This window comes from Oceaniferula marina (genome assembly GCF_013391475.1).
GTDB lineage: Bacteria > Verrucomicrobiota > Verrucomicrobiia > Verrucomicrobiales > Akkermansiaceae > Oceaniferula > Oceaniferula marina.
Map to the genome: position 1 here is coordinate 1022955 of NZ_JACBAZ010000001.1, position 18724 is coordinate 1041678.

13 protein-coding genes and 1 tRNA gene are annotated in these 18724 nt (G+C 53.5%); 6 read left to right on the plus strand and 8 right to left on the minus strand.

What is annotated here, in order from left to right; translation table 11 throughout:
- Nucleotides 1–338 precede the first annotated feature (338 nt).
- Nucleotides 339–2459, plus strand: coding sequence for a TonB-dependent receptor (locus tag HW115_RS04080; RefSeq protein ID WP_178931280.1), 2121 nt, complete (start codon nt 339–341; stop codon nt 2457–2459).
- Between the two features lie 12 nt (nt 2460–2471).
- Here HW115_RS04080 and HW115_RS04085 read toward each other — a convergent pair whose 3' ends face one another.
- Entirely contained in the window at nt 2472–6245 is a 3774-nt protein-coding gene (locus HW115_RS04085) for a CotH kinase family protein (protein WP_227021254.1), read from the minus strand.
- A 230-nt stretch (nt 6246–6475) separates the two neighbouring features.
- Between HW115_RS04085 and HW115_RS04090 the strand changes: the two genes are divergently transcribed.
- Both HW115_RS04090 and HW115_RS04095 read left to right on the plus strand, forming a co-directional pair.
- Complete coding sequence (locus tag HW115_RS04090) at nt 6476–7879, plus strand: MBOAT family O-acyltransferase (RefSeq protein WP_178931282.1); 1404 nt, start codon at nt 6476–6478, stop codon at nt 7877–7879.
- 3 nt (nt 7880–7882) lie between these two features.
- Nucleotides 7883–8914, plus strand: coding sequence for an SGNH/GDSL hydrolase family protein (locus tag HW115_RS04095; protein ID WP_178931283.1), 1032 nt, complete (start codon nt 7883–7885; stop codon nt 8912–8914).
- A 52-nt stretch (nt 8915–8966) separates the two neighbouring features.
- Here the strand turns inward: HW115_RS04095 and pyrF are convergent, their stop codons facing one another.
- From pyrF to HW115_RS04110, 3 genes are all read right to left on the minus strand, one after another.
- The gene (gene pyrF / locus HW115_RS04100) at nt 8967–9746 is read right to left on the minus strand and encodes an orotidine-5'-phosphate decarboxylase (RefSeq protein ID WP_178931284.1); all 780 of its coding nucleotides are present in this window, start codon (nt 9744–9746) and stop codon (nt 8967–8969) included.
- A gap of 148 nt (nt 9747–9894) precedes the next feature.
- The gene (locus tag HW115_RS04105; protein WP_178931285.1) at nt 9895–10452 is read right to left on the minus strand and encodes an SET domain-containing protein; all 558 of its coding nucleotides are present in this window, start codon (nt 10450–10452) and stop codon (nt 9895–9897) included.
- Nucleotides 10453–10514: 62 nt separating this feature from the next.
- Nucleotides 10515–11186 (minus strand): hypothetical protein, encoded by a 672-nt coding sequence (locus HW115_RS04110; protein ID WP_178931286.1) that lies wholly within the window; start codon nt 11184–11186, stop codon nt 10515–10517.
- A gap of 57 nt (nt 11187–11243) precedes the next feature.
- Between HW115_RS04110 and HW115_RS04115 the strand changes: the two genes are divergently transcribed.
- The 3 genes from HW115_RS04115 (at nt 11244) to HW115_RS04125 (ending at nt 14029) form a co-directional block, all read left to right on the plus strand.
- Nucleotides 11244–12092: a YitT family protein gene (locus HW115_RS04115; protein ID WP_178931287.1), complete on the plus strand. Its 849-nt coding sequence runs from the start codon at nt 11244–11246 to the stop codon at nt 12090–12092.
- 74 nt (nt 12093–12166) lie between these two features.
- Complete coding sequence (locus HW115_RS04120; protein WP_178931288.1) at nt 12167–13045, plus strand: ParB/RepB/Spo0J family partition protein; 879 nt, start codon at nt 12167–12169, stop codon at nt 13043–13045.
- 36 nt (nt 13046–13081) lie between these two features.
- On the plus strand, nt 13082–14029 hold the full coding sequence (locus HW115_RS04125; RefSeq protein ID WP_178931289.1) for a M28 family peptidase: 948 nt from the start codon (nt 13082–13084) through the stop codon (nt 14027–14029).
- A 165-nt stretch (nt 14030–14194) separates the two neighbouring features.
- Here HW115_RS04125 and HW115_RS04130 read toward each other — a convergent pair.
- The 4 genes from HW115_RS04130 to HW115_RS04145 all read right to left on the minus strand — a co-directional run bounded on the left by HW115_RS04130 (nt 14195) and on the right by HW115_RS04145 (nt 18455).
- Nucleotides 14195–14270 (minus strand) — tRNA-Phe (locus HW115_RS04130).
- Nucleotides 14271–14459: 189 nt separating this feature from the next.
- Nucleotides 14460–14807, minus strand: coding sequence for a hypothetical protein (locus HW115_RS04135; RefSeq protein WP_178931290.1), 348 nt, complete (start codon nt 14805–14807; stop codon nt 14460–14462).
- A 188-nt stretch (nt 14808–14995) separates the two neighbouring features.
- Nucleotides 14996–16798: an arylsulfatase gene (locus tag HW115_RS04140; protein WP_178931291.1), complete on the minus strand. Its 1803-nt coding sequence runs from the start codon at nt 16796–16798 to the stop codon at nt 14996–14998.
- 175 nt (nt 16799–16973) lie between these two features.
- Nucleotides 16974–18455, minus strand: a complete 1482-nt coding sequence (locus HW115_RS04145; RefSeq protein WP_178931455.1) for a sulfatase-like hydrolase/transferase — start codon at nt 18453–18455, stop codon at nt 16974–16976.
- Nucleotides 18456–18724 lie beyond the last annotated feature (269 nt).

Below are 18724 nucleotides of genomic sequence, written 5' to 3' on the forward strand. Positions count from 1 at the left end.
TCACAGCCAGTCTTGACTCCAGGGCTCCTACATGAGGGAGAGGATCTCAGTGATTCCTGCGGCGCTGACAGGATTCACATGATTGAGGAGGATTTACAGATTTTTTTTAGAAGGTAGCGATAGGTTTTGGGCAAACCATGACCTTTGAAAATTAAAAATCCTGACAATCCTGTCAGCGCGCAGGCTGTTAGCCCCTAGTGTATTCGCTCTGGTCCTGCCCCCACACACGCTAGAATACCCATCAAAACATCGACCCATCCATCCCACGTTTTTTTCCTCTGGAAAGATCGCAGCATTCCATTGAGTATTGATGCACGGCTCCTGAGCTTCTCCACTTCATGCATTTACCTCGGAACATCCTCCACCCCATAGGCCTGCTACTCGCCATTCCAGTAGGCGCAGAGCAGGAATCGATCACGGCAGATTCATGGAACCAACTCGAGGAATCCGTCATCTCAGCTACGCGACTCGGATCGGATGCCTTTACCTCCCCATACTCGATCCAGACACTCAGCGCTGAGGAGCTGGAACAGCTCATGGCACGCAACTTGACCGAATCGCTGGAATCCACTCCCGGTGTGATGGTCCAAAAAACGGCCAACGGCCAAGGGTCTCTCTACTTGAGAGGCTTTACCGGCTACCGCACACTCGCCTTGATCGATGGCGTCCGCTACAATAACTCAGTCTATCGGGACGGCCCCAATGAGTATTTCTCCTTGATCGACTCCCAGTCATTGTCAGCTATCGAACTTCTTCAAGGACCATCATCGGTGCTCTACGGCAGCGATGCCATCGGTGGAGCCCTCAACTTAAAAACCAAGGCCTCGGATTACCAACAACGTGAAGGCGACTACTTGTCAGGCTCCCAATGGTATCGTTACTCCAGCGCCGAGGACAGCCACATCACCCGAAGTGAAATCGACCTCGGACAAGGAGAACGCTGGGGGCTGCGACTGGGACTCAGCTGGAAGCAATTGGGAGAGGTGGATGCCGCGGACATCGGAGCCCAACGTAAAACCGGCTACGATGAACTGGCTTGGGACAGTCGCTTCGACCTCCACATCAACGACTGCTGGAACTTCACCTATGTCCATCAGTCATTGGGCCAGGATGATGTCTGGCGGACCCACTCGACCATTTACGGTGTCAGCTTTGCAGGCAGCAGCATCGGAACCGACTTGCGCCGTGTCAAAGACCAAGAACGAACGCTCGACTACATCCAGTTCAAAGGCTCCGACATCAACCGCTGGATCGATCGAGCCAGTCTGACCTGCTCATACCAAACGTGGAACGAGGACAGCGATCGACAAAAAGCAAACAAGGAATCCATCGATGAATTTTTCGATTCCCGGATGTGGGGGCTGGACATTCAACTTGAATCCGAAACTTCGCTCGGGCGCTGGATCTACGGCGTTGATTTTTACCGGGATCAGGTTGACTCAGGCCGCAAGGATTTTCTAGCAGACGGGTCTCTGGACTCGATCCGCATCCAGGGCCCGGTTGGAGACGACGCGACCTATGATATGTTTGGCAGCTACGTTCAGGGAGAATTCCAGACGTCCGACAGACTCCAGTGTCTCGCCGGTGTGCGCTACAACTACGTTCGAGCTAAGATTGGGGCCTATGAAGATCCTCTGACGGGGAAAGCCGCCGATTATGACGATCACTGGGACACCCTTGTCGGGTCGCTACGTGCCATCTACGACCTCGATCCGGAAGCTCACTGGAAAGCCTGGGGCGGTATCAGCCAGTCGTTCCGGGCACCGAATATTGCCGACATCAGCCGCTATGGAAAAAGCCGGTCCGACGAAATCGAAGTGGCCGCCACCGATCTCGACCCTGAACATTTTACCACTCTGGAAATCGGCATCAAATCCCAGACCGACACCTCAACATGCTCTGTCTCCTATTACTATACGGACATGCGCGACTACATCACCAGCACTCCGACCGGAAACATTCGTGAGGGGCTACGCGAGGTCAGCAAACAAAACAGCTCGAGCGGCCACGTTCAAGGGCTTGAAGTAGCCGGACGTTTCCAGCTTTCCCCGGACTGGACACTCTGGGGGAATTTCACTTGGCTCGAAGGAGAGCTGGATGCCTATCAGGCAAACGGCCAGTCACTCACCGAACCTCTGAGCAGGGTGATGCCGATGACCCTGAATGCCGGCGTGCGCTGGGATCACCCGAACCGCAAGCTATGGGCGGAGATCTCCTGCACCATCGCCGATGACGCCGACCGCCTCAGCTCTGCGGATCAGCAGGACACCGAACGCATTCCTCCAGGTGGGACTCCGGGCTATCAGCTGGTTCATTTACGGGGAGGGTATCGCTTCAATGAATCATTCGAAATGACAGCAGGGCTGGAAAACATCTTCGATGAAGCCTACCGGGTGCATGGTTCCGGCAGTAATGAACCTGGTTTTGGCCTCACCCTCGCGCTTAAAGCCCAATTCTAACACAGCTCAACCTCACTGTTGGTCGACCACCCACCTGAAGAACTGCGCACTTGTTTCATCGTCATGGCTGGATTGCCAGATCAGAGTTGCGGATCCGTCACCATGAAACACGTGACTTTTCAGCGCCACGGCGCCTTCATCCCCTAGCCAAGTCTTCAAATCCTGCGACCAAAAGACCCCAGCTTGAACATCATCCGCCCCCACTTGATAGGTGAGGTGAAATTCAGGGTAGCGCAAGCCATCGGCAGCGGAAGTTTCGAACTCGACACGATATTGGCCACGCCCCTCACCCGGGTCCAGATCCGAACTTCCCAAGAAGTGCTCCACCAAAGCGCTCAAGCCATCACCATCATGGTCAGCATGCGGATCTCCTACAAATGCAGCACGGGCGTCCTCTGCTCCGGGTTCCCCGTCGTGAACCCGGCTGCATCGCCAGTTTTTTGCCAAGCTGTGATCGGGTTCCCGGTCTGGCCGCATCAAAACAAGAGAGTGGCCGCTACCATCCGCCTGTAATGGCCAGGGAGCATCATCATCATAGGTGAAATGCTGAATATCGATATCCAGCAACGCATCTCTCAACACGATCAAATCACCGGCATTATTTAAAGCCCCCCGGTATGCTCCCGCCACCACCACCCCCTGTCCATAACGATAGCGAAAGGCTGCCTCATTGCGAACCACAACCAGACGTTCCCCAGGTGCCAGAATAGTCACGGCAGATCCGGAGAACTCAAACCCAATCCCACCATCAAGAACCAAAGGCATAAGATCCGCAGATTGATCCCCTACATTAAGAATCTCCAAAAACTCAAAATCATCCGAGTCATCAAAGCCCGCCAGAATTTCAGCTTCGCTCGGATCTGCCGGATGGTAAGATATTTCACTCACCACCAGTCTGGGAAGATCGGAAAGCTGGTGATAGTTTCTCTCAATCAAACCACTCCACGCATCTCCATTCTTCACGCGAACCAACAAACGTGTCCTTTCCGTGAGTTCAAACACACCATCATAGAGGTGTGCAGCCCCAGACACAGCGCCATCGCGCAGACGAGGGTCCGAGCCGTCCACGGTATAATAAATGGACCCGGATGAGGCCCCACTCATGGTGACACTCACACTTCCAGCAAATTGTTCAGTTAGAGGCAATACCTCCGGCAGAGGTTCATACTGACGGTCGAGGTAACGGGCACGATCCACCACCCAGGTCCGCATACTCGCCACCTGGCTTTGCCACGCGGAATAGCTCAGGCCGCTGGCCACGATTTGATCTTCTCTCAAGCCCGCTGCTGCGGTATCAATCAGAGCCTCGAGCGCCGTATCGGTCGCCGATTCCTGACGTGTTTTCTGCCAAAGATCCTGATGGGTTTGCACAAAATATGAATCCTTGAACAGCCCCTTATACCAATCGCGGTCGGCCACGTGCAAGGGGCTGCTTGTCGCCGAGCCATTCTGAGTATACGCCCGGTCAAAATCCCAGACGGGCCCCATCTTGATTTTTTCCGAAGCCGATGCCTGATAAACGTATGTCGACAACACAATGGCATCCGTGTTTTTAGAAAAATTGTGGACCGCATACGTGCGGGCCCAACTCTCAAGATCCAGGTGCACGGCGTAGCCTGATAGCGGGTCGTCAAAATCAGGGGCCCAAACCGCAGCATCCATGGCTCGCACGCTGGACTGCACCGCTTGCCGCTGGGCCGGCAGAATGCCGTATCCGTTGGGGCTGGCAAAATTCAGATACGAGTGATAGTAGGTCGAAATATCGTCAACCGACTGACTCCCCCCGGAGTTCTGTTGGTCGTCCGGAATGCTCAGTATACCATCGGGACCGGCCGCATGGAAATTGGGTTGAATCGTATCCGCCGGCATGTCCTCTGGGATGGCAGCCATCCGATCGACGTTGATCATCCATCCTCCCTGGGTCCCGGTATCGTCCATCTTTTTAAAGTCGAGCCCCATACGTCCACGCTCCACCTTTTCCATCCAAACATATACCCCTGCGAGATCCTCCCGCTTCACCTTACCGCCATCGGTATTTTGAAACACGACAACCACCCGCCATTCGGGAGCCAGGGCCCCGATCATCTTGGCAAACTCGAATGACACCGGGTTGTGCAGCAAGGATTTATCATAGGTCGGGTTAGGCGCGTACAGCACCCAATCGGCCTCTTCCTTCATTCCGAATGGAGACAAGGCCTCATCCTCGTCACGTTCTCCCCAGAACTCCACCGACAACGGTTTTCTTGTGAAATTTGCCGAGCTGGATCCCCGGACCCTGCACCCGCTTCTGGATTCCAAGGTCGGAACCTGCGCAAACGGCTGGCTGTCACCCGCCGGTTCAAAGATACTCATCACATTCGCCTGACGTGGCACCTGCTGGACATCACGGCCATCATTGGTGCGACCCTTGTTCGGATAAGCCCCGGCATTAAAATTATCCATCACCACCACCGGAACATCAGACAAGTAATTCAACATCTCACTTTCAAGAAATGAGTAGTCGGCCACAGCCACCACACCCCCTACTTTCCCAGCCTGAAATGCCCGGGCACGCAAGCGGGAGGGGTCATCCAATATCATGGGGCCGCTGTAGAGGGCACTTGCTTCAGTGGGCTCGGAGCCATCCAGCGTATAACGGATGTCAGCATTTACATCCTCAGCAGTCACCGTAACACGAAGCGCCGAGGTTTTCACCCCGCTGGGTTCGGAAATGACCACGGCACATGAGGGCTCTCCCCTACCGGTGTTATTCACCCAGCCGGGAGTGGCTTCAGTAAAGTAATCATACTCGCCGGGGGCCGCCGTATCCAGCCGCCCCACATCCAGTCGGGGAATCATCAAAAAATCCGAACTGGTTTTCGTTCGGTTGAGCCAATGAATTGCCAAGATGTTTTCGCCCTCCACCAGATGCGGGATCAAGGCATCGGCATTCCATGTTTCATCATTGAGGAGGTCCGCCTCCTGTGAAGCCGTGGCGGCACTACTCCAAAGCGCCGGAGTCGGGGTATTCACCTTGGTGATGAGCTCTCCATTCAAGTAGGCCAAAAAGCCGTCATCATATTTTGCAGCAAAACTCAGAGAAGTCAGCTGCGAAAGATCACTCACCTGAAACGGGATACGTAGATACACACTCGAGTTCACCCCAAATACAAAATCTTCCACATCGGTGGAAATCCAAGGATCGTAACTGCCGCTGGCATCACGTTCGTAACCAAGCCCCGAGCGTCCGCTGATCCAGCCTGAATCATCAAAGCCCGAAAGCTCCCAACCTTCGACCGGAGCGGATGGAACGTGAAAAACAAGTTCAGTCCCAGGAGCAATCACGCCCTCGATGATCTCCCCTCCTTGAGGTAGCCCATATGAAACATCACTTTGCTGTGGTGGGTAGGGATGGAATGCACTTGCCGACGTCACCCCGTCAGGCTGAACCAAAGCAAGGAACTCCCCTGCAGCTGATAGTTTGAAATTCGTATGCAGTTCCTCACCCGCAACGCTCCGGTTTTTATCCGAAGCAAAAACCAGAATATAACCACCCGGAGGGAGGGTCACCGAAGGAAAAGTCCATTTGTTGAGTTCGGTCTCATCATCAGTCAAATGCCAACCGGCAAGATCAACGGCGCTCTCACCCGGGTTATGGATTTCAATCCAATCCGGATAATTGCCATCCTCATCCTCAAGGGTGGTATGATTGGATGCCATGAACTCGGAAATCACCGGCCCCGCTGACAATGAGCCAACACACAGACAGCACAAGCCCCAGACAACCACACAGGTCATCAGGATCATGTAACGCCTGTTGCTCCAATCTCTGTTCATCCCCCTGTCCCTGTATTTGCCCCGCAACTCTTGCACGCTTTCAGCGTAGGTCAAGGGCGAGCGGGTGGTATCATTTACATACCTTTCAGCGCCATCCGATCGATTTCAGGTAAAAATAAAAGTCCTGCAGCGAGCAAGAATCAAAACCAAGCCTACACTTCTGACTTGGTTTTTCACGATTCACCTCGTAAAGCAGGCGCGTGCTCTTCAACAGCTATGCATTCTGGCTCTTTCTCGCCCTGATCTGGGCGATCTACCGCCTGCTGCCCCATCGCGGGCAGAATCTGCTCTTGCTGGGGGCGAGTTATTTTTTCTACGGATGCTGGGACTGGCGCTTCCTCCCCCTGATCCTCACCACCACGCTGGTCAATTATTTCACAGCACTCGGAATCGAATCCAGTGACGACCCCAAACGCCACCGCATTCTCATGGCGGCATCAGCCACCGTTTCGCTCGGCCTGCTTGCCTATTTCAAGTACATGGGATTTTTTGCCGACAGTGCCGAAGAGCTCCTGACCTGGCTTGGCTTCAATGTCCACTGGAGCACACTGAACATCATCCTGCCGGTCGGGATCTCGTTCTACACCTTCCAGACGATGTCCTACACCATCGATGTCTTCCGAGGGCAAGTGAAAGCCACCCGATCATTGAGCGATTTCGCCCTCTACGTTGCCTATTTCCCACAGTTGGTCGCCGGACCCATCGAACGATCCTCGTCGCTGATGCCCCAGATCACCCACCCGAGGAGAAAACGAACCGGCGACTTCTCCGAAGGCCTGTACCTGGTGCTGATTGGCTTGTTCCTCAAGGTGGTGGTCGGAGATAACCTCGGATTCATCACCGACGGGATTTTTTCGGTCGAAGCAAGCAGCCTGAGTGGAACCGAAGCGCTCGTCGGCATCTATTGCTTTGCCTTCCAGATCTACGGTGACTTCGCTGGCTATTCGTCAATTGCCCGTGGGGTCTCGAAATGGTTCGGCATCGACCTGATGACCAACTTCCGCATGCCCTATCTCGCGCGTAATCCGTCCGATTTCTGGCAACGCTGGCATATCTCTCTCTCATCCTGGCTACGCGATTACCTCTACATCCCGCTGGGAGGTAACCGGGGAAGCTCCTTCAAGATATACCGCAACCTGATGCTGACCATGCTGCTCGGAGGGCTCTGGCACGGCGCCGGTTGGACCTTTATCGCCTGGGGGGCCATACACGGCAGCATCCTCTGCATTTACCGCGCCTGTGGCGACCGCTTTACCCTCCCCGGTCTTTGGGGACGCGTCCTGGCAACCGTCGGCTTTTTCCATCTCGTTTGCCTCGGCTGGTTGTTTTTCCGGGCCGATAGCTTTCCCCAAGCATGGGAGATGCTGATCCAGATCTTCAGTCACCAGGAAATGACCTCCCTTGCCCGCTACGGGTTCGGCATGCTCACCTTCTTCTGTCTACCGCTGATGGCCTATGAAATCTGGCTCGACCGGTCCGGTTCACTGCGCCGACTCGAGACCGTGGCCTGGGGTTGGCGTGCCGCCACCTACTGCTACATCATGTTCATGATTATTGTTTTCCCTCCGCCGGTCTTTGGTCAGTTCATCTATTTCCAATTCTAAGCCATGGCAAAATCACACCACGACTACGACGCACTGCCAACGGACGCCCACGCGCCACCGTTTCGCAAGGAAATGCGTGTCGTGGCCACGGTCATCATCTTCATTCTGCTGCTTGAAGTCATTGCCCGGATCATTGCTCCCCACCTGGATTACGACCGGGAACACATCCACCGTTTTCCCGAGATCATTGAAAACCTCGAACAGCATGCCAAGGAATCAGCAAAACCTAGAGTCGTTTTTTTCGGCAACTCTCTGATGATGCACGGACTGAAGGAAGAGATCTTCCACGATGAGTTAAAAAAGCTGAACGGATCCTCCGGAACGACTTCATTCGAAACCTGCAAAATCACCCCAGTGGGAACCGCCATGCTCGACTGGGTTTACCTCTACCGCCGCTACTTCGAGAGCGAAGGCAGCCACCCGGATATCCTGGTGGTCGGATTTGTCCGCCACCACATTCACGATCAGGAAGCCATCAAGCTACGCCGTTTGTCCCGTCACTTTGTGGCAGGCCACGACCTGCCCGATCTCTGGGACAAGGAACAGCTGGATTTCCACAACATCACCCAGTCAAGCCTCTGCAATATCAGTGCGTTGGAAGGAGACCAACCCGAACACCAACTGGGGATCCTCTACTCCATGGTTCCCGAATACCAAGAGGGCGTCAAAGCCAACAACCGCATGGTTGCAGAAGGTAAAAAACAAAAAGCCAAAGCCATGGGCATAGCGCCTGCAGCAGAGCCCGAGGAAAGTTTTCACCGGATGACCCGCTTCATTGAAACCTGTAAGCATCACGGGGTGAAGATCATCTTCGTCCCCATGCCCCAACCCGAAGTCTGGGATTTCAACCCGGATGCCGCAGAGCTGGCCAAAAACAACGGCATGGACGTTTACGATGCGCGCCAAATCGACGGCATGCAAGAATCCGATTTCTCAGACGGCTACCACCTCGGAGAATCCGGCGCAGACAAGTTCTCCCGCTGGTTGGCGAGAAAAATGCAACAAATTCCCGGACCGTCCGGAGTAGCGCGGTAGGGTTGATGGGCCTCAACCAGCCAGCGATGCCCCCTTCAACGCCCCCCTTCAGTTAGACCGCGAGTTGCCCGGCCCACTCTTTGGCCTTTTCAGCGAAGCTCTTGTCCATGTCCTTGTAGGTGATGCCGCGTGAAACGTTGACCACATCCGGTGCGGTGCGATTGCGTCCCTGCAAACTCGCCAAATCCCCACCCTGGGCACCCAGGCCCGGAATCAACAAAGGACTGTCAATGATCCGATCGAGCACTTCCTCACTGGCGTTTGTCAGTCCGACAACATAGCCAACATCGGTTGCCCGACCTTCCTGGCAGGCCCGCTTACCCAACTCCTGCACCAGTTCAAAAACAAAGCGACCATCGGCCAGTTTCTGGCGTTGAAAATCCTGGCTCCCGGGGTTGGAAGTCACCGCCAGCAGATAAATCCCCTTGCCCTCCCAATCGAGAAACGGCTCGATCGAATCATAGCCAAGAAATGGATTCAGCGTAACAGCATCCACATTCCAATTTTCAAAATACGACTTGGCGTAGTATTTCTGGGTCTCCCCGATATCCGAGCGCTTGGCATCCAGGATCACCGGCACCTCGTCCGGCATACCAGCCAACATTTCCTGTAAAATTTCTATGCCTCTCAGCCCCATTGCCTCGAAGTAGGCCATATTCGGTTTGAATGCCGCAGCATACTCCCAGGTCTCCCCCACCACACGCTTGAGGAATTCCGGCACCGCGTCAACACCCCCTGACAATTCAGGGCGTGGGTCAATTCCGACACACAGTCGCGAACCGACCGCTGCTATTCTCTGCGCTAGTTTCTCTCGATAATGGGTGGCTGACATGCCGGCATGTAAAACCGAATCCCCCGCCTTGACCAGCCCAAGATGAGACTTAATCACTCCTTCTCCTTAAGAGCAATCAGCAAGATCAACGGCTGGGGCCAGGGTGAATGCACTCGGGACGAACAATCTGAGGCGCCCCCCCCCCATGTCACGCCTCTTCTTTTTCGGCAACGCGCTTTTCAAGTTCGGGCCACTGCTCCTGAGTGACGATGTAGCCGACACAATTTTCACTACCGCAGCGACACGGGTGATCTTCATAACACTCGACATCAAACCCGTAATCAAACGTCAATTCCTCACCGTTCTTGATATCCCGAAGTGAATAAATACAGATCCGGCGACCGATGATCCACGCTTCACAGTTCGGATCACAGGAATGGTTGATCAAGCGTGCCGTGTTCCATGGCACATTGCCATCGATATCCCACTTTTCGTCCAAAGTGAAGATATACACAGCGGCATCACCATGCTCTTCATGCCGTGCATACTGATCCCATGCCCGGTTCTCACTGATCTCCTTGTTGATCGGCTCACCTACATACTCGATCACTTCCGTTTCCTTCGGAATGTCCTGCGTAGCATACACCCCACGCCCATGGATCTCCGAGCCTTGAACTTCACACAGGTCACTCTGTGCCCGATCATACAATTTTTTAAATCGACGCACCCACTTGGCATCGCGTTCAAGTTTTTGGTTTCTGGTCATGGACGGCAGCTAGAAAAAACCATTCATCCTGCGATGAAAAGGAAATATTTCACCTGTCTTGACTACTTGATCTCCACCGCACTCGGCGCGGGCAAGCCCAAGTCCTCTTCTTTGGGTGGCAACGAAGGAAACAAACTGCGCAAGTCCTGGATCGTCGGCTTCATCCCGGTTAGAAAATGCCATTCCTGGCTTCCCTTTTCAGAAATAGCCAAGGTGTAGCTTTTCTCTTCCAACACATAGTTCTTTCCTGGCACCTGCTTGTCCGGAATACTGACCCGGGTCGTCGTCGGGACCACCACCAACCAATGGTCGACAATGGTTTCGCGCCCGGTCGCGTCCAAGACGATCTCTCCCGTTTTCGGGTCGCGCTTTTTCGCCCGCCAAACCGTAAACGCAGAAGTGGGCACTCCCGCCTGATAGCCAATCACCCGCATCCCCAACTGGACCTGCTTTTGGGCAGAGGCCTCCAGACCTTTTTCCAATCGTTCCATCCCCCCGTAGCGCTTCGCCAAACGGCGCTTCCATCTCGGGTACATATGCTCGTGGCCATACTTAAAATTCCCTTTCATCATCTCCACCCCCATTTTCTGAACCGCAGCCTGAGCCGACTGGCCCAACACCGGGTCGATGATCCCCATCGCTGGATTCTGAGCACGTGCTCCTGTAGTCAAGACCAAGCCAACGGCAACCACCAGCCACAAGGAATTCAAATAGATTATCGTTTTCATCATCATGCTCTGCAGCTATTCATTCCCCCGCGCTTATCAAAAGTCAAGCCCGCCGATCGATCCATGGAAAGACAATCCCTCCACCCACTGACCCGAGCCAGTATGATCCTCTGCGGAATTGTCATTCTCGCATGGGGGTTCAACGCATTGCTCGCCACCAATCGGATCGTGACAGGTGGCCTGCCAGGATTATCCCTGCTGCTCAACATGCTCTGGAACGTCGACCCCTCCATCAGCCAATGGCTGATTGGTATTCCCATTTTCGGCATCGGTTGGATCTGCCTTGGAAAACGACAAATCCTTAACTCTCTTGCAGGCGCTTGTCTTCTGCCACTGGCGATCCTTATCACCAAAGACGTATTCCCGCTTTGGGTGGAAAGTCCGATTTTGGCATCCCTCTTCGGCGGGTTTACCTGCGGGATTGGCCTCGGTCTCGTCTTCCGAGCCAATGCCACCACCGGGGGATTCTCGATCCTTGCACGCATCATCGCCGGCCGGATGGGAATGCCCATCAGCCGCATCATTCTGGCATTCGACGCCGTGATTGTTCTGGCGACCGGAGCCCTCATCGGAGTGGAAGCGGCCATGCTTGCCATCCTCAGCGTCATTGCCCTGAGTAAGGCCATCGACATTGTGCAAACCGGCGTTACTTCCGCCAAGTCACTGACCATCATCACCGAGCGCCACGATGCCATCCGCGAACTGCTCCTGCACCATCTCGATTGCGGGGCCACCGAACTCGATGCCGACGGCTCCTACAGCGGCACATCGAAAACCGTTTTCCTGACGGTTGTCCCTCTAAGCAAAGTTGGCAGACTGAGGAGAAACATCCGGCAGGTCGACCCCGAAGCCTTCACCATAGTCAGTGATGCCTCCGAGGTGCTGGGCTATGGCTTCCAAAACCACGGCTGATCTGTAAAATTTTCGCTCCATGCTGTAAATTCGCCTTTGCCAAATGGGTCGATCTACGCCTATTCTCCCCGCCTATGGCAAAGAAGGCATTAGGAAAAGGACTCGGGGCATTGATCAAGCAACAACCGACTTCAACAGAAACAGCCAAGGAGAACAATGGTTCCCAGGCGAATGCCCAGACTGCGATCGACAACGTCGTTCCCAGCCCACTTCAGCCACGTAAACACTTTTCTGAAGAACAGCTCGAAGAACTGGTCGACTCCATCCGGCAACATGGAATCATCCAGCCACTCATCGTCCGTAAGGTGAATGGTAAAATGGAACTCATTGCCGGTGAACGCCGCTGGCGCGCCTCCAAGCAACTGGGCCTGAAGGAAGTGCCCATCCGGGTCCGCGAGGCCACCGACCACGAGGTGCTCGAGATGGCTCTGATCGAGAACATCCAGCGCAAGGACCTCGACCCGATTGAAGAAGCCCAAGGCTATGTCCGACTCGCCAAAGAGTTTGCTATGAAACAGGACATCATCGCCAAACGCGTCGGCAAATCCCGGGCCTCGGTGGCAAATGCCATGCGTTTACTCGAACTCCACCCGAGCATCCAGGACCACGTCGCCCAGTCCCGGCTCAGCGTCGGTCACGCCAAAGCCATCCTGAGCATCAAAGATCACGACACCCAGTGCCTCGCAGCCGACAAAATCCTGAAAAAATCCCTCACGGTCCGCGCCGCCGAAAAACTCGCACGCGATCTGTCGAAACCGAAAAGTGAAACTCCGAGTCAAACCACCAGCCGTGAGGCGGATGCCGTGATTCAACAAATCCAGAACACCCTGCGCGAGCGCTTCGCCACGGATGTCAAAATGGTGCACAACTCGAAAAAGGGAAAAATCGAGCTAACCTACTACGGGAACGATGACCTGCAGCGCCTTCTCGACCTGCTCGGGATTCAGCTGTAGGCGATCTCCGATATCCCACCCACACCCCCTCACACCATGGCCCTCTCCAAAAAATCCAGAGTTATTGCCATCGCCATCGGCCTTATCGCACTGGCTGGCTTTCTCGGCTTTTGTTTATCCAAACAAGATCAGCATCCGCACGGTCAACAAGCCTATGACCACACCGCAGCCATACTCGCCATCGGCCCCCGCACTGCAGGATCCGAAGGACTGAAAAAAGCCCACCGGTATATCTCGGAAGAATTAAAAAAATCCGGTTGGACCACCGTCACCCAGACCGTTGAACGGGATACCCCGGTAGGGAAACGAACCTTCATCAACCTGATCGCCCGCTATGATGCAGCTGGAATCAAAACCTTCGAAGATGCCGCCAAGCTTCCAGCCAAAGGCATTCTCTCCGCCCATCTCGACTCCAAGGAAATCCCCCATTTACCCAACTTCCTCGGTGCAGATGACGCGGCATCCGCCTGCGCCCTGATGATCGTCATCGCAGAAACCTTGGCCAAGGAAAACCCGGAACTTGCCAAACAGCTTGAACTCGTCTTTTTCGACGGAGAAGAAGCTTTTAACAAGGACATGAGTCTGGAAACCGGAGACGGGCTCTACGGCAGCCGAGCCTACGCCATCACCCTCTATCAGCGCGACCCCAAACCCAAGTTTGGAATCAACCTGGACATGGTCGGCCACCATGACCTCCAAATCGCCGTTCCCGCGGACAGCCCTACCCACCTCTATCACTCACTCCAACGGGCCGCTGCCAAATTCGGAGTCCAAAAACATTTCGGCATGGCCGACGGCGGCATTCTGGACGACCACTACTACCTCAATAAAGCCGGGGTCCCCACCATCGATATCATTGGAGCGGACTTCCATGACTCCCACTGGTGGCATCAGGAAGGCGACACCATGGAGCTCATTTCGGCAAAAAGCCTCGATATCTCCTATCAGGTAACGATCGAAATGTTACGTGAGCTTCTCCCCTAGTTCACCCCGGGCCCGTGCGACCAACCCGCTTGGATTCCTAAATCCAAACTCAACGTGCCCGTAGCCCCCAACTTGGGGTACCCCCTGTCGGAACCCTTCGTATGTCACCTTCGTATGTCAAACACCTGTACACAAAAAAGCCCTTATGGAATAAGGGCTAAAGAGTGGTGGCTCCACCCGGGTTCGAACCAGGGACACAAGGATTTTCAATCCTCTGCTCTACCAACTGAGCTATGGAGCCGTTGACCTTGCGGTGCGGGAGGTGTTTAGTGTTGGATCACCGAATTGACAATAGAAAAATAGAGAAAAATGCATTTTTATTGCCTCGGAGGAAGAACAAGCAAGCTCAGGTCAAAAAAGTTCCCCAAACCCATCAATTGCAGGTTTGGGGAAAAATGAATCTGGATCTCGTTAAAGGGCACCTCTAAGACTAGCTCTCTTTATCTTTTTTATCCTTCTTGGATTTTTCTTTCTTCGTTTTTTCTTTTTTGGCCTCACCTTCTTTTTTCTTTTCGCACTTTTTCTTTTCACCTTCGGGCTTCTTTTCCCCGCTCTTCTTCTTAGACTTGGCGGCTTTTTTCATCGCCTTTTTATCCTCGGGCGTCATCGCCTTCTTTTCCTTGCCACTAAGTTTGCCATCACCATCCTTATCGTATTTTTTGATCAGGGCGGTCATGTCAGCCTTTTGGGATTTCTTTTTCTTCTCTTTCCCCTCTTCGGCGTGCACGGAAAATGCAATGCTCAGCAGGGACAACATGGTAATCAGTAAGGTCTTCATCTTATGGTAATTCTGGTTTGTTTTTATGGTTTCTGGTTTGGCCCCGTTCATGAGGCCGGGAGAGACTATGCCGAGACATACTCTCTTGTTACCCTGTGATACCGAGACGAGGATCGGTCTTGGACAACAAAATCAAAAAAAATCCTCTTTCCGGTTCTCGGGATGCTCCACCGTACAATGACGGAGACTTAGCGGTGCATGATCCGCGCATGGTAAATACTCAAGGTCTCACCACTTTCAGAACGGATGCTTGGTTCAAATTTACATTTACCAGCGGGCAATTCAAGTGCCTCAAACACCCCCATCTTGGTTTCTGGATCAAAGGGAGCTGTAAACTCTTTGTCGCCAATCTTCAGCCTCGCCGTCCACTTCTTGGACTTGTCGATCTTATGCCCCCAGGCAGCCTCGACACGAACATCGAAGCGGCCACTGTGGGCAAAGTCCACTTTGTAGTATCCCACCACGGTCGGCCGCCACGTTCCTTCGATCATATCCTGCCAGGTTAGGACACACGGGTTTTCCTTTTCCTTGTCGATGACAATATACGGAGGTCCGGGTTGATCTGCTCTTTCCACGCTGACCGATGCATACCAAGCCTCATACTCCTTGATCAGTTCAGCGGCAAGCTCGGGCTCCGCAGCAAAAAGATTCTTACGTTCTCCAGGGTCTGACTTCAGGTTATACAACTCCCACGCTGGTTGCTCTCCGGTAAACTTCTCTTTCTGAGTCCCGCTCGGGTGAACCAACTTCCACGCTCCTTTGCGAACGAGGCAACTGTGGTATTTGCTGATTTCATCACCTCGGTGGTATTGAATCACCAACGGGCGTTTTTCCAGAGCAGCGTCAGGCTGCTTCAATTTTTGCAACACACTACGTCCATCGAGATTCGCCGGTATCTCTTCGACGCCACAGGCATCCAACAAGGTCGGCATCAAGTCGATGTGGGCTGCGACCGATTCCTTGACCACCGTGCCTGCTTTTAACTGGGCTGGCCACTGAATCCAAATGGGGGTGCGCACACCGCCTTCGTAAACCTCGGATTTTTTCCCTTGGAAACCGGCCACGTAACGCCGCGTGTTCGGGCCATTGTCGGTGAGAAAAATCACGATCGTGTTTTCAGTCACCCCCATGGAATCCAGCTCTTTGAACAGGCGCCCCATGTTGTCATCGATATTGGTGATCATCGACGCAATGCGGGCAAGCTTGTCGTTTTCCTTTTTATCCTTTTTCTGTTTTCCTTCAGTGATGATCGAAGCAAAATCCACATTTTTGTAGGATTCATAGAGTTCGGTCGGAACATCGTGAAACGGCGAATGCGGAGCATTCAATGCCACATACGCAAAAAACGGTTTCCCCTGCTGCTGACTCTTGCGCATAAACGTAAACGCCCGGTCAAAAAACACATCGGTGCAATAGCCGACGGTCGGAACCTCACGGTCATTTTCAAACAAGAGGGCATCGGTGTAACGCCCCTTGTTGTCACGAGGATCGGCAGGTTGTCCCAGCCCTCCCCCTTTGTGAACCAAAGAATACTCAAAGCCCTGATCACTGGGCCGCATCGGGTAATTATCACCGAGATGCCACTTGCCAAAGATACCCGTCCTGTAGCCAGCCCCCGACAACACTTCAGCAATGGTGACCTCATCCGTAGCCATCATCGAACGACCAAGGAAGGTATCAATACATTTGGTGCGATGGTTATAGCGCCCGGTCATCAAACACGCCCGGGTGGGTGAACACACCGGACTCACATAGAATTCCTGCCATGTCGCACTGCGCGCTGCCATCGCATCGATCTCAGGCGTCCGTATCCAATCGTTCCCCAAGCAGCCAAAGTCACCATAACCTTGGTCGTCGGTCATCACCAAAACGATGTTCGGACGCTCCTTGTTTGTTGGCCATGGCTCTGCAGCCCCAAGTGGTCCCATCATCAACGCCGCCCCGGTCAACAATCCGCCCCAGATACTCAACACTTTGAAATTTGTCATCATATTCAAATTCAGAAATACATCTGCGTGTAAGAGAAATTACCCCCCCTTCACTGGCGTCATCACCCGATGACGCAAACGACACGCGATGCCCCACTCTACGCAAAAAGCCAGAGCCGCGTAACACCTTTCTGCAAGTAACCAAAGGAGACCAGATCGTCCCCCTTCGCCATCCACCCTAGGATTTTGGTTGGGCTTTATTTGTCGCCTTTTTCTTTTTCGCCCTTGGCTTGATATCGAGATCATTATCACGCACCTCAGCGAGCTTCTCCGCGAGATGGGATTGGAACCGCTTCACCACAGGGGTGTATTCCGGGTTCTTGGCGAGGTTTTTAAACTGTCCGGGGTCCTTCTCCATATCGTAGAGCTGCATCCCACCCGAGGCATTTTCGCCATGCTGAATAAACGACCACTTTGCACTGCGCAGCAGGAAGGAGCGACCATTCACCGAAAAAGCCATATCCCGCACACTAAACGACGGGTTCTGGATCGTTTTAGCCAGACTCTCACCCTGGATGTGCTTGGGGATTTCCAGGCCACAGAGTTCAGCTACCGTTGGATACAAATCAATCAACTCGGTAAACGACTCACATACTCCCGGTTTCTGCCCCGGAACCTTAATGATCATCGGCACACGTGAGGATTCATCCATCAGCCCCACTTTCATCCAGAAATCATGCTCACCCAGATGAAAACCATGATCACTAGTGAAAATGACAATGGTTTTGTCCTCCAGGCCTTCATCCTTGAGTGTCTGCATCACTTTACCGAACTGGGTATCCATGAACGAGACCGATGCATAATAGGCGGCAATCGCCTTCTTCTCCTGGTCCAGGTTCAATTGCATGCCCTTGCTCGTGCGGTAATTGATTCCCATCTTCGGGATATCGTCCCAATCTCCGTCAACCTTCGGAGGCAGCTTCACATCCTGCCACGGGTATGGCTCATAATAAGACTTCGGAGCCACAAAGGGCACGTGGGGACGAACAAAACCGACAGCCAGAAAAAACCGTTTGTCTTTATGCGCTTTAATCAATTCACAGGCTTTGGCCGCAGTCTTGCCATCGGAATGAACCAGATCATCGCCATCGGCTTTCACATATTCCAAGTGGTTTCTTTTGCCGTAAGGTTTGCCTCCATTCGGGTTATCCTGTAAGCGTTCACCTTCTCCCGGTGCCATGACTTCGGGGCCCTGACTATTGTAGCGCTCCATCCATGATGCCTCGTCATCCGCTCCATTCGACCCCCGGACAATATCCCCAGGAACCCCCATATGATAGATTTTACTAACACGGGCAGTGAAGTATCCGTGTTTAGCAAAATACTGTGACCAGGTGAGACGATCGTCTCCAATCTGCTTCCGTCCGTTCGTGTATCCCATCACTCCGGTTGCATGCGGGTAATAACCCGTCATCAAGGAGGCCCGGGACGGACCACAAACGGGAAACTGACAAAACGTCCGCGTATAACGTGTCCCCTGTTTGGCTAACGAGTCAATATTCGGCGTCTGGCAGGCATCATTTTCATAACACGACAGAGCCGTGGCCGTCAGGTCATCCGAAATAACAAATAAAACATTGTATTTACCCTCTGCCTGTAAAGAGGGGGCAAGAAGAATCCCCCCATAGAGGGCCGACAACATCCATTTTTTCAGTTTCATCATATGCAGTTTCTATCAAATTGGTTTCAATCACAAGTCCGAGGCTGACAGGTTAGCGCTTTTTCTTTGCCTTTTTCTTTTTCCCGGCGGCTTCTCCACGACTCAGCTTTTCTTCGGGGCGGCTCCCCTCGCTTTTCATCTGCTCCACCACCTTGCGAAGCGCCTCCAACTCCTTGGCTCCACTCTCCGGAGCCTTTTTCAGCGGGCTCTTTTCAAAGTAATCTTCCGCCACATGATACACCGAACCACCACCGTATACTTTATACGAT

What these genes read in the sequence shown, in the direction of transcription:
- HW115_RS04120 (WP_178931288.1), top strand. Translation starts at nt 12,167, where the DNA reads ATGGCAAAGAAGGCATTAGGAAAAGGACTCGGGGCATTGATCAAGCAA.
- HW115_RS04080 (WP_178931280.1), top strand. Translation starts at nt 339, where the DNA reads ATGCATTTACCTCGGAACATCCTCCACCCCATAGGCCTGCTACTCGCC.
- HW115_RS04145 (WP_178931455.1), bottom strand. Translation starts at nt 18,455, where the DNA reads ATGAAACTGAAAAAATGGATGTTGTCGGCCCTCTATGGGGGGATTCTT.
- HW115_RS04105 (WP_178931285.1), bottom strand. Translation starts at nt 10,452, where the DNA reads ATGACCAGAAACCAAAAACTTGAACGCGATGCCAAGTGGGTGCGTCGA.
- HW115_RS04125 (WP_178931289.1), top strand. Translation starts at nt 13,082, where the DNA reads ATGGCCCTCTCCAAAAAATCCAGAGTTATTGCCATCGCCATCGGCCTT.
- HW115_RS04085 (WP_227021254.1), bottom strand. Translation starts at nt 6,245, where the DNA reads ATGATCCTGATGACCTGTGTGGTTGTCTGGGGCTTGTGCTGTCTGTGT.
- HW115_RS04095 (WP_178931283.1), top strand. Translation starts at nt 7,883, where the DNA reads ATGGCAAAATCACACCACGACTACGACGCACTGCCAACGGACGCCCAC.
- HW115_RS04110 (WP_178931286.1), bottom strand. Translation starts at nt 11,186, where the DNA reads ATGATGATGAAAACGATAATCTATTTGAATTCCTTGTGGCTGGTGGTT.
- pyrF (WP_178931284.1), bottom strand. Translation starts at nt 9,746, where the DNA reads ATGTCAGCCACCCATTATCGAGAGAAACTAGCGCAGAGAATAGCAGCG.
- HW115_RS04140 (WP_178931291.1), bottom strand. Translation starts at nt 16,798, where the DNA reads ATGATGACAAATTTCAAAGTGTTGAGTATCTGGGGCGGATTGTTGACC.
- HW115_RS04135 (WP_178931290.1), bottom strand. Translation starts at nt 14,807, where the DNA reads ATGAAGACCTTACTGATTACCATGTTGTCCCTGCTGAGCATTGCATTT.
- HW115_RS04115 (WP_178931287.1), top strand. Translation starts at nt 11,244, where the DNA reads ATGGAAAGACAATCCCTCCACCCACTGACCCGAGCCAGTATGATCCTC.